Raw genomic sequence first — 14635 nt, forward strand, 5'->3', positions numbered from 1 at the left:
GTCGTCAGGAGCGTGACGGAGGCGGAGCATGACGGCAGCACCCCCGGTCCTCCGGAGCAGCAGGCCCGTCGCCCGGAGGCGCCCTCGTGCCGCAACCCCGGTCGTCCGCCGCGCCGCCGCTCTAGAATCGCTCGTGATGACTCGCGACGACGAACCCCGCACCACCCCCGCCGACGAGGCTCCCGAGCCCGCCGACGCGGAGCAGACGATCGTGGAGACCGTCGAGGAGTCGCTGGACGACGCCCCGGTCGAGGCTCCCGTCGATCTCCGCTCCCTCTTCGAGCAGCAGGCGCTGCCCTTCATCGACCAGCTCTACGCGGCCGGTCTGCGGATGACGAAGAACCCCTCCGACGCGCAGGACCTCGTGCAGGAGACGTTCGCGAAGGCGTTCGGCGCGTTCCGCCAGTTCGAGCAGGGCACCAACCTGAAGGCCTGGCTCTACCGCATCCTCACGAACACGTTCATCAACTCGTACCGCAAGAAGCAGCGCGAGCCCTACCAGAGCGCGATCGACGAGCTCGAGGACTGGCAGCTGGGCGGCGCCGAGTCGACCACGGCCACCTCCAGCCGCTCGGCCGAGGCGGAGGCGATCGACCACCTCCCCGACACCGCGGTGAAGGAGGCGCTCCAGGCGATCCCGGAGGACTTCCGGCTCGCCGTCTACTTCGCCGATGTCGAAGGCTTCTCCTACCAGGAGATCGCGGACATCATGAAGACCCCCGTCGGGACCGTCATGAGCCGGCTGCACCGCGGCCGGCGCATGCTGCGCGAACGACTCACCGACTACGCACGCGAGCGCGGATTCCGCGCCGCATTCACTTCCGGGAGCACGAAATGACCGACAGCGGCTGCACGAAGGCGAAGGCCGAGCTCGAGGAGTACCTCCACAACGAGCTGTGCAAGGAGGACGCCGCCGACATCCGCGAGCACATGGCGGGATGCGTCGACTGCGCCGACGAGGCGAAGGTCGGCGTGGTTCTGACGGTCGCCGTGCAGCGTGCGTGCAAGGAGACGGCGCCGGAGGACCTCCGCGCCCAGGTGCTCGGCATGCTCCGCGACGAGCACGCCGCGCACTCCCAGGCGCCCGCCCGCCTCTAGGCGCAGCACGACCCGGGGAGCCCCGGCCGTTCGAGACCTCCCGCGCACCGCGGGCCCTCGAGGGGCCGGGGCTCCGTCGTGTCCGGCGGCCTCCGGTCGCCGCGGCACCCGCATGTCGCGAGCGCTTCTGCCGGTCTCTGCGGGCCTGCGGTCAGGCACGGTCCGCCCGCAACGCGACGGGCCCGCCGGAACACGAGGTTCCGACGGGCCCGACCGCGTCGTGCGGACCGCGGGTCAGCGGGTGAGCGCCCGTGACAGCAGGTCGGCCTGCTCGGAGGCGTGCCGCTTGGCCGAGCCGGCCGCGGGGGAGGCCGCGGACGGGCGCGAGACCACGCGCATGGACCGGCCCAGCTTCGGAGCGACCTCGAGGGCCATGAACGGCCAGGCGCCCTGGTTCTCGGGCTCGTCCTGCACCCAGACGAGCTCCGCGTCCGGGTAGCGCTCGGCGATGCCGCGCAGCTCCTCGATCGGCGCCGGGTAGTACTGCTCGACCCGGACCAGCGCGATGCCGTCGTCGGGCTTCTTCTCGAGCTCCGCCTTGAGGTCGTAGTGGACCTTGCCGGCGTGGAGCAGGACGCGCTTCACGGCGGAGGCGTCGTGGATCCGCGCGTCGTCGATCACCGGCTGGAAGCGGCCCGAGGTGAAGTCCTCGACCGGGCTCGAGGCTCCGCGCAGGCGCAGCATCGCCTTCGGGGTGAAGACGATCAGCGGGCGGCGGGGCCGGGAGTAGGCCTGGCGGCGCAGCAGGTGGAAGTAGGACGCCGGCGTCGACGGGCGCGCGACGGTCATGTTCCGCTCCGCGCACATCTGCAGGTAGCGCTCGATCCGGGCCGACGAGTGGTCGGGGCCCTGGCCCTCGTAGCCGTGCGGAAGCAGGAGCACGAGCGACGAGCGCTGGCCCCACTTCTGCTCGGCCGAGGAGATGAACTCGTCGATCACGATCTGGGCGCCGTTCGCGAAGTCGCCGAACTGCGCCTCCCACAGCACGAGCGAGTCGGGCCGCTCCACCGAGTAGCCGTACTCGAACGCCATCGCCGCGTACTCCGAGAGCAGCGAGTCGTAGATCCAGAGCCGGGCCTGCTGGTCGGACAGGTTCATCAGCGGCAGCCACTCCTGGCCGTTCTCGCGGTCGTGGAGGACAGCGTGGCGCTGGACGAAGGTCCCGCGGCGCGTGTCCTGGCCGACGAGGCGCACCGGGGTGTCCTCGAGCAGCAGCGAGCCGAGCGCGAGCAGCTCGCCGAAGGCCCAGTCGATGGAGCCGGAGCGGCTCATCTCCTGGCGCTTCGCCAGCAGCTGCTGGAGCTTGGGGTGCACGGTGAAGCCCTCAGGGGGCGTCGTGAACGCGTCGCCGATGCGGGTGACGACCTCGGTCTTCACGCCGGTGACCTCGGGCTCGCCCGGGTAGTCCTCGCCCTGCTGCGCGTCGGGCAGCTCGAGGTCGGCCACGGAGTCGCCGTCGGCGGTGATCACGGGGATCGCGCCGGTCTGCGCGGCGTGGGTCTCGGCGAACGCGCGCTCCAGGCGGTCCTGGAAGTCCTGGTGGGCGCGGTCGTACTCCTCCTCGGTGATGTCGCCGCGGCCGACGAGCGCCTCGGTGTACAGCTTGCGGACCGAGCGCTTGGCCTCGATCAGGCTGTACATCAGCGGCTGGGTCATCGAGGGGTCGTCGCCCTCGTTGTGCCCGCGCCGGCGGTAGCAGATCAGGTCGATGACCACGTCGCGGTGGAACCGCTGGCGGTACTCGAACGCGAGCTGCCCGACATGGACGACCGCCTCGGGGTCGTCGCCGTTCACGTGGAAGATCGGCGCCTGGATCGTCTTCGCGCCGTCGGTCGAGTAGATCGAGGTGCGGGCCTCGTGAGGGGGAGTCGTGAACCCGACCTGGTTGTTGATGTTGATGTGGATCGTGCCGCCGGTGCGGTACGCGCGCAGCTGCGACATCTGCAGGGTCTCGACCACCACGCCCTGGCCCGCCATCGCGGCGTCGCCGTGCACGAGGATCGGCAGCGTGGTGAAGCTGCCGATGGGCTTGCGGTCCTGCTTGGCGCGGACGATGCCCTCGAGCACGCCGTTCACGGCCTCGAGGTGCGAGGGGTTCGCCGCCAGGTAGACCGGGATCTCCTCGCCCGCCGCGCCGCGGAAGGTGCCCTCGGTGCCGAGGTGGTACTTCACGTCTCCGGAGCCCTGGACCGTGCGCGGGTCCTGGGTGCCCTCGAACTCGCGGAAGATCTGGCCGTAGGTCTTGCCGGCGATGTTGGTCAGCACGTTCAGGCGGCCGCGGTGGGCCATGCCGATCGCGACCTCGTCGAGGTGCTCGTCGGCCGCGCCCTGCAGGACGGCGTCGAGCAGCGCGATGAGCGACTCCCCGCCCTCGAGCGAGAAGCGCTTCTGGCCCACGTACTTGGTCTGCAGGAAGGTCTCGAAGGCCTCGGCCTCGTTGAGCTTGCCCAGGATGCGCAGCTGCTCGTCGTGGCCCGGCTTCTCGTAGCCGCGCTCGAGCTTCTGCTGCATCCAGGCGCGCTGCTCCGGGTCCTGGATGTGCATGTACTCGACGCCGACGGTGCGGCAGTACGAGTCGCGGAGGATCCCGAGGATGTCGCGCAGCTTGAGCTGGCGCTTGCCGCCGAAGCCGTCCGTGACGAACTCGCGATCGAGGTCCCAGAAGGTGAGGCCGTGGCTCTCGATGGCGAGGTCGGGGTGCGAGCGCTGCACGTACTCCAGCGGGTCGACGTCGGCCATCAGATGCCCGCGGACGCGGAACGAGTTGATGAGCTCCTGCACGCGGGCGGTCTTGGAGACGCGCTCGGCGAGGTCGACGGCGATGTCCGTGGACCAGTGGATCGGGTCGTAGGGGATGCGCAGCGCGGCGAAGATGTCCTCGTAGAAGCCGCGGCCGCCGAGCAGGAGCTCGTGCACGATCTTGAGGAACTCGCCCGAGCCGGCGCCCTGGATGACGCGGTGGTCGTAGGTCGAGGTCAGGGTGATGGTCTTGCCGATGCCCAGCTCGACCAGCGTCTTCTCGGACGCGCCCTGGAACTCCGCCGGGTACTCGAGGGCGCCGGCTCCGATGATGCAGCCCTGGCCCTTCATCAGGCGGGGGACGGAGTGGACCGTGCCGATGCCGCCGGGGTTCGTCAGCGAGAGCGTGGTGCCCGCGAAGTCGCCGGCGACGAGCTTGTTGCCGCGCGCGCGCTTGACCAGGTCCTCGTAGGCCGAGAGGTAGGCCGTGAAGCTGAGCGTGTCGGCGCGCTTGATGCTCGGCACGAGCAGGGCGCGCGTGCCGTCGGGCTTCGGCATGTCGATCGCGATGCCGAGGTTGACGTGCGCCGGGGCGACGACCGCGGGCTTGCCGTCGACCTCGTCGTAGAACACGTTCTGGCTCGGGAAGTCCTTGAGCGCGCGGATGAGCGCCCAGCCGATCAGGTGCGTGAACGAGACCTTGCCGCCGCGGGTGCGGCGCAGGTGGTTGTTGATGACGATGCGGTTGTCGATCATCAGCTTCGCCGGGATCGTGCGGACGCTCGTCGCAGTGGGGATGCTGAGGCTGGCGTCCATGTTGGTCGCGAGGCTCTTCGCCATGCCGCGGAGCGGGGTGACGACGTCCTCGTCCGGCGTCGAGTCCTCGGCGGAGGGCTTGCTCACCGGAGCGTCGGCCGGGATCGGCTGCGCCTTCGGCTGCTTCGACGTGGTGCGGGAGGCGGGGGTCGACTCGGAGGAGGAGGCGGCGGCGGGATGGGTCACGGCGCCTCCGCCGCTCGACGAGACGCGCTCGGCGGCAGCGGCGGGCTTCGAGGCGGCGGGCGCGGGGGCCGCGGCAGGAGCCGGAGCCGGAGCGTCCTTGCCGGAGTTCGCGAGCTGGGCGCCGTAGCGCTCCAGGATGGGCCACCAGGACTCGTCCACCGAGGCGCGGTCGGCGCTGTACTGCTCGTACAGCTCCTCCACGAGCCACTCGTTGGCTCCGAAGTCCTCCGCGCCCTGCTCTGTTCCTGCTCCGGTCAACTGGCTCGACACAGCCGATCGCCCACTCTCTCCGTTGATTCGTCCTCGATCATCCGGACGGGCCCGTCGCATCCCTCGGCGCCTGCCACCGCGGCGGAGGAGGTCGTCCTCGCACCAGCGGGAACCGGTGCCGTCGCCTGGTCCCGTCCCGGTCGCCAAGCCTAGCCCCGTTCCCTGCACGGCCGACCCGGGGCCGCGCCGGAGTAGCGTTTCCCCCATGCGTTTCTCCGGCGGAACACCCTCAGGCGACCTCACCTACTCGGACGTCTTCCTCGTCCCCGGCCGCTCGTCGGTGACGAGCCGCCTCGACGTCTCGCTCGCTCCGGGCGACGGCACCGGGGCGACGATCCCCGTCGTCTCCTCCAACATGAACTCGGTCACCGGTCAGCGCCTCGCAGCGACGCTCGCGCGCCGGGGCGGGCTCGGCGTCCTCCCGCAGGACATGCCTCTGCAGGCGCTGGACGCCGCGATCCGCTGGGTGAAGCGCCAGCCGGTCGCTTTCTCCGGCGCCCTCACCGCCTCGCCGGCGACGACCGTGGAGGAGGCGCTGCGCATCCTGCCGGCCGTCGCCGGCCACGGCTTCGTGGTGCAGGAGGAGGGCGGCGCGATCCTCGGCTGCGTCCCGGCCGCGCGCCTGGCGACCGCGCTGCCGGACGCGCGTCTGGGCGACCTGGTGCACTCCGCCACGCCCTCGATCGACGCCGACGACGTGCCCACCGCGCGGGCCGCCTTCGACCTCATGGTGGCCGCCGACCTCGACTTCGCCCCGGTGCTGCACCACGGCGCCCTGGTCGGCACGCTGTCGCGCACCGGCGCCCTCCGCTCCACCGTCTACGACCCGGCGCTCGACGCGGACGGGCGTCTGCGCGTCGCGGCGGCGATCGGCATCAACGGCGACGTCGAGGCGAAGGCGCGCGCGCTCGTCTCCGCGGGCGTCGACGTCCTCGTCCTCGACACCGCGCACGGCCACCAGGAGGGGATGCTCCGGGCGCTCCGGACGGTCTCCGCGCTCGATCTCGGAGTGCCGATCGCGGCGGGCAACGTCGTCACGGCCGACGCGGTGCACGACCTCGTCGACGCGGGAGCGGACATCCTCAAGGTCGGCGTCGGCCCCGGCGCGATGTGCACCACCCGGATGATGACCGCGGTCGGCCGCCCGCAGTTCTCGGCCGTCCTCGAGACGGCCGAGCGCGCGCACGAGCTGGGCGCCCACGTCTGGGCGGACGGCGGGGTGCGCTACCCGCGCGACGTCGCCCTCGCGCTGGCCGCGGGCGCCGCCTCCGTGATGATCGGCTCCTGGTTCGCCGGCACGATCGAGGCTCCGGGGGAGCTGCACAGCGACGCGGCCGGCCGGGTCTACAAGGAGAGCTGGGGCATGGCCTCGGCCAAGGCGGTGCAGGAGCGCTTCGACCGCCTCGACGCGTACGAGCTCGCCCGCAAGCGCCTCTTCGCCGAGGGCATCTCCTCCTCCACCATCTACCTCGATCCGCTGCGGCCCTCGGTCGAGGACCTGCTCGACATGATCACGTCGGGGGTCCGCTCGTCCTTCACCTACGCCGGAGCCCGGAGCGTGGCCGACTTCCACGAGCGGGCGCACGTGGGCCTGCAGTCGGCCGCGGGCTACGAGGAGGGCAAGGCGCTGCCGGTCAGCTGGTGAGCGGGCGCCGCGTGCTAGAACCGAGCCCATGACCATCGTCGACAACGCCGTGTACGTCGACGGCCGCCGCATCCGGAACCCCGACTCGCTCGAGGACACCTTCGAGCTGATGCGCGACGAGCACGGCATGGCCTGGATCGGCCTCTACCGCCCGACGCGCGAGGAGGTCGAGGCGGTCGCCGAGGAGTTCGGGCTGCACCCGCTCGCCGTCGAGGACGCGCTGAGCGGGCACCAGCGGGCCAAGCTCGAGCGCTACGACGACGGGCTCTTCGTCGTGCTGCGGCCGGCGCGCTACGCGGACGCCGCCGAGACGGTCGTCTTCGGCGAGCTGCACGTCTTCGTCGGCCCCGACTTCGTGGTCACCATCCGGCACGCCGATTCCCCGGACCTCGCCCGCGTGCGCCGCCGCCTGGAGGAGGATCCGGCCCTTCTCGCCCGCGGGCCCGAAGCGGTGCTCTACGCGATCCTCGACCAGGTCGTCGACGAGTACGCGCCGGTGGTGTTCGGCGTCCAGGGCGACGTGGACGAGATCGAGGACCAGCTCTTCGGCGACGACTCGGACGACGGGCTCTCGGAGCGCATCTACCGGCTCTCGCGCGAGGTCATCCACTTCCAGCGCTCGGTGCAGCCGCTGACCGCCCTGCTGCACGAGCTGCTGCAGGAGTCGACGCCCGTGGAGGGGGAGCCCTCGCCCTCGCCGGAGCGGATCGAGCTGCGCCGGTCCCTCCGCGACGTGCTCGACCACACCATCCGCGTGACGGAGGCGGTCGACTCCCTGCGCGCGATCCTCGACAAGGCGCTCACGGTGCACTCGACGCTCGTCTCGCGCCGGCAGACCGAGACCGGGCTCGCCCAGAACGACGTGGTCCGCAAGATCTCCTCGTGGGCGGCGATCCTCTTCGCCCCGACGCTCGTGGCCGGCATCTACGGGATGAACTTCGACGACATGCCGGAGCTGCACTGGCGCCTCGGCTACCCCTGGGCGCTGGGCCTGATGGTGCTGTTCGGCTTCGCGCTCTACGCGGTGTTCAAGCGGAAGAAGTGGCTCTGAGCCGCGGCATCGGAGCACGCCCGGCGGCGCTCCGCGGCGGGTAGACTCGGCGCCACAATGGACGACCCTCCCTCTGCGCATCCGGCCTGTTCCGCTCACTGCAGTGCTCCTCGGACTCCCGCTCGCCGCTCACGGTCCGCCGCTCCGCCGGCCCGCCCCGTCCGGCCCTCCTCGCACCTCCCTCTCGTGACCGGGGGCGACCACCGTGGGAACTGAGTGGCTCCTCCTCGGCGTCGGCCTGCTGCTGACCCTGGGCACCGGCGTCTTCGTCGCCAGCGAGTTCGCGCTGGTGAACCTCGACCGGGCCGATCTCGAAGCCCGTCGCGACCGCGGCGAGACGCGCCTGGGCATGACCATCGCGGCCCTGCGCGTCACCTCCACGCACCTCTCGAGCGCGCAGCTGGGCATCACTCTCACGACGCTGCTCACCGGCTACACGATGGAGCCCGCCCTCTCGACGCTGCTCCAGGAGCCGTTCAGCGGACTCGGCATCCCGGAGGAGGCGCTCGCGCCGGTCATGACGGTGGTCGCCATCGTCATCGCGACCCTGCTGTCGATGATCCTCGGCGAGCTGGTCCCCAAGAACTTCGCCCTCGCTCTGCCGCGGGCGACCGCGAAGCTCGTCGTGCCGCTGCAGACCGCGTTCACGACGGTGTTCCGCCCGGCCGTCGCCCTGCTGAACGGCAGCGCGAACGCCCTGCTGCGCCTGGTCGGCATCGAGCCGAAGGAGGAGCTCTCGGGCGCCCGCAGCGCCGAGGAGCTCTCGAGCCTCGTGCGCCACTCCGCCAGCGCCGGACTGCTCGAGGAGGACACGGCCGACCTGCTCGGGCGCACCCTCCGCTTCTCCGCCCTCACCGCGGGCGACGTGATGACGCCGCGCCTGCGCCTGTCGACGGTCGAGCGCGCGAGCACCGCGCAGGACGTGCTCGACCTCGCCCGCACCACCGGGTTCTCGCGCTTCCCGATCACGGACGACGACATCGACGACATCGTCGGAGTCGTGCACGTCAAGCAGGCCGTCGCCGTGCCCCGCGGCAAGAGGTCCGACGTGCCCGTCACGGCGCTGCGCTCCGAGCCGCTCCGCGTCCCCGAGACCATGAAGCTCGACGTGCTGCTCACCGAGCTGCGCGGACGCGGCTTCCAGCTCGCGGTCGTCGTCGACGAGTACGGCGGCACGGCGGGCGTCGCCACGCTCGAGGACCTGGTCGAGGAGCTGGTCGGCGAGGTCGCCGACGAGCACGACCGCTCCCGGGCCGACGTGGTCAAGCTCCCCGGCTCCACCACCTTCCCCGGCATGCTCCGCCCCGACGAGGTCCTCGACCGCGCCGGCGTGCACATCCCCGAGGAGGGGCCCTACGAGACGGTCGCCGGATTCGTGATGAGCGAGCTCGGCCGCCTCCCCGCCGTCGGCGACCGGGTCGACGTCGAGGGCGGCTCGCTGCGCGTCGAGCGCCTGGACGGCCGCCGCATCGACCGCCTCCGCTTCACGCCCGACCCCGACGCGGATCCCGACGGGATCCCCGACCCGCTCGCCGACGTCGCCCGCGGACACCGCGGACGGAAGGAGTCCGACGATGAGTGACTGGGCCGGAATCGCCTGGCTCGTGGTGCTCCTCGCCGCGAACGCCTTCTTCGTCGGAGCGGAGTTCGCGGTCATCTCCGCGCGCCGCTCCCAGATCGAGCCCCTCGCGGAGAGCGGACGCCGCAGCGCGATCACCGCGCTCGCCGCGATGGAGCACGCCACACTCATGCTCGCGACCACGCAGCTGGGCATCACCGTCTGCTCGCTGCTGATCCTCAACGTGAGCGAGCCGGCGATCCACCACCTGCTCGAGGTGCCGCTGCACGCCGTCGGCATCCCCGACGAGCTCTCCGGCACCGTCGCCTTCGTCATCACGCTGCTGATCGTGTCGTTCCTGCACGTGGTGCTCGGCGAGATGGTCCCCAAGAACATCTCGTTCTCCATGCCCGACCGCGCCGTGCTCCTCCTGGCGCCGCCGCTCGTCGCCATCGCCCGGGTCCTCCGCCCGATCATCGTCGCCCTCAACGCGGTCTCGAACGGAGTGCTCCGCCTCTTCAAGGTGGAGCCCAAGGACGAGGCGAACAGCACCTTCACGCTCGAGGAGGTGCAGACGATCGTCGACCAGTCCACCCGCGAGGGCACGCTCCGCGACTCGACCGGGACCCTCCTCGCCGCGTTCGAGTTCACGGAGAAGAAGGTCCACGACGTCGCCCTGCCCCTCGACGGGATCGTCAGCCTCCCCAGCGGAGCGACCCCCGCCGACGTCGAGCGCGCCGTCGCCAAGCACGGCTTCTCGCGCTACGTGATCCTCGGCGAGGACGGCACCCCCGAGGGGTACATCCACCTCAAGGACGTCCTCGACCTCGACGGCGACACGGAGGGCGCCAAGTTCCGCCTCCCCGTCCCCGCCAAGCGCATCCGCCAGCTCGCCTCGATCTTCGAGGCCACCGACCTCGAGGACGCCCTCGCGATCATGCGGCGCACCGGCGCCCACCTCGCCCGGGCGTTCGACGAGCAGGGCCGCGCCACCGGAGTGCTGTTCCTCGAGGACATCATCGAGGAGCTCGTCGGCGAAGTCGACGACGCCACCCGCCGCTAGGCGCGGGTCGCGGAGGGGCCGTCTGCGGCGTTGTCGTCGGGCGCGATACCGCCGGTATCGCTTCCTCCTCCGCCTTGCATCCGACCCCTCCGCGGCCCGCGCCCGCGGGTGCTGGTGGGGGCGTTCGCGGCGTTGTCGTCGGGCGCGGTACCGCCGGTACCGCTTCCTCCTCCGCCCAGCGACTGCCCCCTCCAGCACCCGCGCCCCCCCTGGAGAAAGGGGAGAGGGGTGCGGCTGCGCCGGCACCAGTGCGCTGCGCCGGCACCGGGCGGATCCGCCGCAGGGCGACGTAGGGTGGCGGGATGGGTGAGCGGGTCGGGACGGCGGAGGCGGCGCGGAGCATCAGGGTGCCGCGGGAGGACGACGACAAGTACACGCGCGGGGTGCTGGGGATCGCGACCGGGTCGGAGCGGTACCCGGGAGCGGCGGTGCTCGGCGTCGAGGCGGCGGTGCGGACGGGAGTCGGCATGGTCCGGTACCTCGGACCGGAGCGGCCCGCGGGACTGGTGCTCGCCCGGCGGCCGGAGGTCGTGACCGCGGTGGGGCGCGTGCAGGCCTGGCTCGTCGGCTCCGGCACCAGCGCCGAGGACCGCAGCGACGAGGAGCGGCGCACCCTGATCGAGCAGCTGCACTCGGGAGTCCCGGTGGTGCTCGACGCGGGCGCGCTCGACCTGATCGACGAGGCCGCAGGCCCGGTCGTCATCACGCCGCACTACCGCGAGCTCGCCGGAGTGCTCGGCCGAGCGGGTCTGGACGCGGACGCCGCGACGATCGCCGAGGCCCCGAGGGAGTGGGCGCGCCGGGCGGCGGACGGCCTCGGAGTCTGCGTGCTCCTCAAGGGCGGCACCACCCACGTCGTCGCGGGCGGCGTCGAGCTCGAGGTCTCCGGATCCACGCCCTGGCTGGCGACCGCGGGCAGCGGCGACGTCCTCGGCGGCGTGCTCGGCGCACTCCTCGCCGGTCGTGCCGCGGACGCCGAGGCGGCCGGGGCGACTCTGACCGCGGAGGACCTCGCCCCCGTGGCCGCCGCGGCCGCCGTCCTGCACGCGGAGGCCGGACGGAGCGCCTCCGCCGGCGGCCCGATCGCCGCGCTCGACATCGCGGAGCACCTGCCCGGAGTGGTCGCCGCACTCCTGCGCTGACACGCCCGTTGGACGAGCGCTGAACCGAACCGGGACCGCCGCCGTTGTCCTGGAGGAAGCGACGCCCGCGGCCCGGCTCACCGGCTCCGCACCGCCGCCTCATCGGGTGCTCGAAGCGAGCACCTCTACCGTCGGATCCGCCGCGTCCGCCTTGACCAGGAGAACAGACATGACCGCGAAGACCACGACTCCCGCCCGCTACGCCCTGACCCTCCTCGCCGGCGCCGGCACCCTCGCCGCGCTCGCCGCTTGCTCCAGCACCACCACGACCGGGAGCGACGCCGCCGACGCGGCGACCACCACCGCTCCGAGCACCGCCACCAGCTCCGCCCCCGAGGCGACCGGCGCCGCGTCCTCCGCCGCGAGCGGCAGCAGCTACGCCGACGGCACCTACGAGGCCGAGGGCGCCTACACCTCGCCCGGAGGGAACGAGAAGGTGGGCGTCTCGCTGACCCTCGCCGACGGCGTCGTCACCGACGTGACCGTGACCCCGGAGTCGGAGAACCCCACCGGCCAGCAGTACCAGTCGCGCTTCGCGGGTGGCATCGCGGGCGAGGTCGTCGGCAAGCAGCTCGACGAGCTGAAGGTCTCCAAGGTGTCGGGGTCCTCCCTCACCTCCGGCGGCTTCAACGACGCCGTCGAGACCATCAAGGCCGATGCCACGGCCTGACGCCCCGACGGTCCTCGGCCACGCGTGGCGGTTCGACGCGATCGGCACCGGCTGGCAGATCGACACCGCCGAGCCGCTCGAGCCCTCCCACCGCTCGCGGGTCGAGGCGCGCATCGCGGAGTACGACCGCACCTGGTCGCGGTTCCGTGACGACTCCGCCGTCTCGCAGCTGCGGGTCGGAGGCGAGCACGTCTTCCCCGACGAGGCGGCCGACCTCTTCGCACTGTACGACGTGCTCGACGAGCTGACCGGCGGGGCGGTCACCCCCTTCGTCGGCGGCTCTCTCGAGCAGCTCGGCTACGACTCCGCGTACACCCTCGTCCCGCGCGGACCCGCCGTCCCCGCTCCCTCCTGGGCCGCCGCCCGACGCGGGGCGGCGGGACTGCGGGTCGAGCCCGGGACCGTCGTCGACGTCGGCGCCGCGGGCAAGGGCCAGCTCGTCGACCTCGTCCTCGAGGAGCTCGACGGAGTCGGGCCCGCCGTCGTCGACGCGAGCGGCGACCTCCGGGGCATCGGAGCCGGACCCGTCCGGGTCGGCCTCGAGCACCCGTGGGACCCGAGCAGCGCACTGGGAGTGGCGGTGCCCGGCGACCGCGCGCTCTGCGGCTCGGCGAGCAACCGCCGCGCCTGGGGCAGCGGCCTCCACCACGTCCTCGACGGGCGGACCGGAGCTCCGGTCGAGAGCATCGTCGCCGCCTGGGCGGTGGCCGACACGGCCCTCGTCGCCGACGGGCTCGCGACCGCGCTGTTCGTCTGTCCGCCCGAGGCCCTCGCCGAGCGCTTCGACTTCGAATTCGTCCGCGTCCGCAGCAACGGCACCCTCCACTACTCGCCTTCCTTCCCCGGAGAGGTCTTCCGATGATCGGCACCTTCGACCGCGCCCTCGGCCGCGTCACCACCTACCGGCTGGTCTGGATGACGCTCGCCGCGCTCCTGCTCGTCGCCGTCGGCTACGCCGCAGCCGGCCTGATCTTCTCGACGCCGCTCGAGATCCTCGGCACGACGCTCGTCGCCGTCGCCTCGACGGCCCTGGTCAGCGCGGTCCTCGCGCGGCTGTTCCGCAGCCGCGCGCACCTGGAGTCCTCGCTCGTCACCGGTCTGCTGATCGCCTGCCTGCTCTTCCCGACGGCCGATCCCCGCGGGCTCGCCGTGATCGCGCTCGTCGGCGCGATCGCCGCCGCGTCCAAGTACGTCCTGGCCTGGCGGGGCCGCCACCTCTTCAATCCGGCCGCGGTCGCCGTGCTGATCATCGGCTTCACCGGGCTCAACGCCGGAGCCTGGTGGATCGCCAGTGGCGCGATCTGGCCGTTCGTCGTCGTGGGTTCCCTCCTGATCGTCGCGCGGGTCCGCCGCTGGGCCGTCTTCGCCGTCTTCGTCGTCGTCGCCGGCGGGGTTTCCGTGCAGCAGGCGGTGCAGAACGGCCAGGACCTCGGCGCCGCGGCGGCTCTGGTCCTCACGGCCTACCCCTTCGTCTTCGCCGGCGCCTTCATGCTGACGGAGCCGCTCACGCTCGCGCCGCGCCGCTCGCAGCAGCTGATCATCGCGGTCGTCGCAGCGCTCGTGGCGAGCGTCCCCTTCCACATCGGCGTCGTCTCCGCCACTCCGGAGCTGGGCCTCGTGGTCGGCAACGCCCTCGCGTTCGCCTTCGCATTCCGCCAGCGTCGGCGGCACACGCTCGAGCTCGCCTCTACCCGCGTGCTGGCGCCGGGCATCGCGGAGTACCGCTTCCGCTCCCGCTCGCCGCTGACCTTCGAGCCGGGCCAGTGGCTCGAGCTCGACCTGCCGCACCGCGCCGACAGCCGGGGCAGCCGGCGCACCTTCTCGGTCTCCTCCGCTCCGTCCGACGGCGAGATCGCGATCGCCCTGCGGATGCCGGAGAAGGCGAGCAGCTTCAAGCGCGCCCTCGCCGCGCTGGAGCCCGGCGACTCGCTCCGGGCGACGAGCGTCGGCGGTGACTTCGTCCTGCCGGCCGATCCCACCGTGCCGCTGCTGCTTGTGGCGGGCGGCATCGGGATCACCCCGTTCGCCAGTCAGCTCCGCTCGCTCGCGGATGGTCCGCGGCGGGACGTCGTCGTCGTGGTCGCCGCGCCGAGCCTCGCCGAGGTCGCGTACCGCGACCTGCTGCAGGAGTCAGGGGCCCGGGTCGTGCTCTGCTCGAAGGAGACGCCGACCGACCTGCCCGCACGGTGGTCGCACGTCACAGGCCGACTGACCGCCGAGCTGCTCGCGGACGCGGTGCCGGACGCCGGCCGCCGCGTGGGCTACGTCTCCGGGTCGCCGTCGTTCGTCGACTCGGTCCGCGGCGCCCTGCGCGGTGCCGGGGCGAAGCGGATCCGCACCGACGCGTTCGCCGGCTACTGAGTTCGTCGGGTCGCGACGCCGTCTGCTGACGCCCGG

Annotated in this window: 11 protein-coding genes; 10 read left to right on the forward strand and 1 reads right to left on the reverse strand. The window is 72.4% G+C overall.

All coding sequences use genetic code 11. The features are described from left to right. The first annotated feature begins 136 nt into the window (after positions 1-136). Both C5C46_RS02175 and C5C46_RS02180 read left to right on the forward strand, forming a co-directional pair. Complete coding sequence (locus tag C5C46_RS02175) at positions 137-838, forward strand: sigma-70 family RNA polymerase sigma factor (protein ID WP_104224117.1); 702 nt, start codon at positions 137-139, stop codon at positions 836-838. Continuing rightward, complete coding sequence (locus tag C5C46_RS02180) at positions 835-1098, forward strand: zf-HC2 domain-containing protein (protein WP_104224116.1); 264 nt, start codon at positions 835-837, stop codon at positions 1096-1098. The genes C5C46_RS02175 and C5C46_RS02180 overlap by 4 nt, the downstream gene beginning before the upstream one ends. Before the next feature lie 234 nt (positions 1099-1332). On the opposite strand, the gene C5C46_RS02185 is transcribed toward C5C46_RS02180, so the two are convergent. After that, the gene (locus tag C5C46_RS02185) at positions 1333-5109 is read right to left on the reverse strand and encodes a multifunctional oxoglutarate decarboxylase/oxoglutarate dehydrogenase thiamine pyrophosphate-binding subunit/dihydrolipoyllysine-residue succinyltransferase subunit (protein ID WP_181074533.1); all 3777 of its coding nucleotides are present in this window, start codon (positions 5107-5109) and stop codon (positions 1333-1335) included. 205 nt (positions 5110-5314) lie between these two features. On the opposite strand from C5C46_RS02185, the gene C5C46_RS02190 reads away from it, so the two are divergent. The 8 genes from C5C46_RS02190 (at position 5315) to C5C46_RS02225 (ending at position 14599) form a co-directional block, all read left to right on the forward strand. Next, complete coding sequence (locus C5C46_RS02190) at positions 5315-6754, forward strand: GuaB1 family IMP dehydrogenase-related protein (protein ID WP_104225498.1); 1440 nt, start codon at positions 5315-5317, stop codon at positions 6752-6754. 28 nt (positions 6755-6782) lie between these two features. Beyond that, complete coding sequence (corA, locus tag C5C46_RS02195) at positions 6783-7805, forward strand: magnesium/cobalt transporter CorA (protein ID WP_104224113.1); 1023 nt, start codon at positions 6783-6785, stop codon at positions 7803-7805. A gap of 205 nt (positions 7806-8010) precedes the next feature. Continuing rightward, a complete protein-coding gene (locus C5C46_RS02200) occupies positions 8011-9387 on the forward strand; it encodes a hemolysin family protein (protein WP_104225499.1) in 1377 nt (458 codons plus the stop codon). Next, positions 9380-10426 (forward strand): hemolysin family protein, encoded by a 1047-nt coding sequence (locus C5C46_RS02205; RefSeq protein ID WP_104224111.1) that lies wholly within the window; start codon positions 9380-9382, stop codon positions 10424-10426. The genes C5C46_RS02200 and C5C46_RS02205 overlap by 8 nt, the downstream gene beginning before the upstream one ends. 302 nt (positions 10427-10728) lie before the next feature. Next, positions 10729-11568 (forward strand): ADP/ATP-dependent (S)-NAD(P)H-hydrate dehydratase, encoded by an 840-nt coding sequence (locus C5C46_RS02210; RefSeq protein ID WP_104225500.1) that lies wholly within the window; start codon positions 10729-10731, stop codon positions 11566-11568. Between the two features lie 169 nt (positions 11569-11737). After that, on the forward strand, positions 11738-12238 hold the full coding sequence (locus tag C5C46_RS02215) for an FMN-binding protein (RefSeq protein WP_104224453.1): 501 nt from the start codon (positions 11738-11740) through the stop codon (positions 12236-12238). Continuing rightward, complete coding sequence (locus C5C46_RS02220) at positions 12225-13100, forward strand: FAD:protein FMN transferase (RefSeq protein WP_104225501.1); 876 nt, start codon at positions 12225-12227, stop codon at positions 13098-13100. Before C5C46_RS02215 ends, C5C46_RS02220 begins: the two co-directional genes overlap by 14 nt. After that, on the forward strand, positions 13097-14599 hold the full coding sequence (locus C5C46_RS02225; RefSeq protein ID WP_104225502.1) for an oxidoreductase: 1503 nt from the start codon (positions 13097-13099) through the stop codon (positions 14597-14599). Before C5C46_RS02220 ends, C5C46_RS02225 begins: the two co-directional genes overlap by 4 nt. Positions 14600-14635: the final 36 nt, after the last annotated feature.

It is taken from the genome of Rathayibacter sp. AY1E6, from assembly GCF_002931115.1.
In the GTDB taxonomy this organism is placed as follows: Bacteria; Actinomycetota; Actinomycetes; order Actinomycetales; family Microbacteriaceae; genus Rathayibacter.

Coding starts and splice junctions, on each gene's coding strand:
- C5C46_RS02215 (WP_104224453.1), top strand. CDS start 11,738: ATGACCGCGAAGACCACGACTCCCGCCCGCTACGCCCTGACCCTCCTC.
- C5C46_RS02180 (WP_104224116.1), top strand. CDS start 835: ATGACCGACAGCGGCTGCACGAAGGCGAAGGCCGAGCTCGAGGAGTAC.
- C5C46_RS02175 (WP_104224117.1), top strand. CDS start 137: ATGACTCGCGACGACGAACCCCGCACCACCCCCGCCGACGAGGCTCCC.
- C5C46_RS02190 (WP_104225498.1), top strand. CDS start 5,315: ATGCGTTTCTCCGGCGGAACACCCTCAGGCGACCTCACCTACTCGGAC.
- C5C46_RS02225 (WP_104225502.1), top strand. CDS start 13,097: ATGATCGGCACCTTCGACCGCGCCCTCGGCCGCGTCACCACCTACCGG.
- C5C46_RS02220 (WP_104225501.1), top strand. CDS start 12,225: ATGCCACGGCCTGACGCCCCGACGGTCCTCGGCCACGCGTGGCGGTTC.
- corA (WP_104224113.1), top strand. CDS start 6,783: ATGACCATCGTCGACAACGCCGTGTACGTCGACGGCCGCCGCATCCGG.
- C5C46_RS02210 (WP_104225500.1), top strand. CDS start 10,729: ATGGGTGAGCGGGTCGGGACGGCGGAGGCGGCGCGGAGCATCAGGGTG.
- C5C46_RS02205 (WP_104224111.1), top strand. CDS start 9,380: ATGAGTGACTGGGCCGGAATCGCCTGGCTCGTGGTGCTCCTCGCCGCG.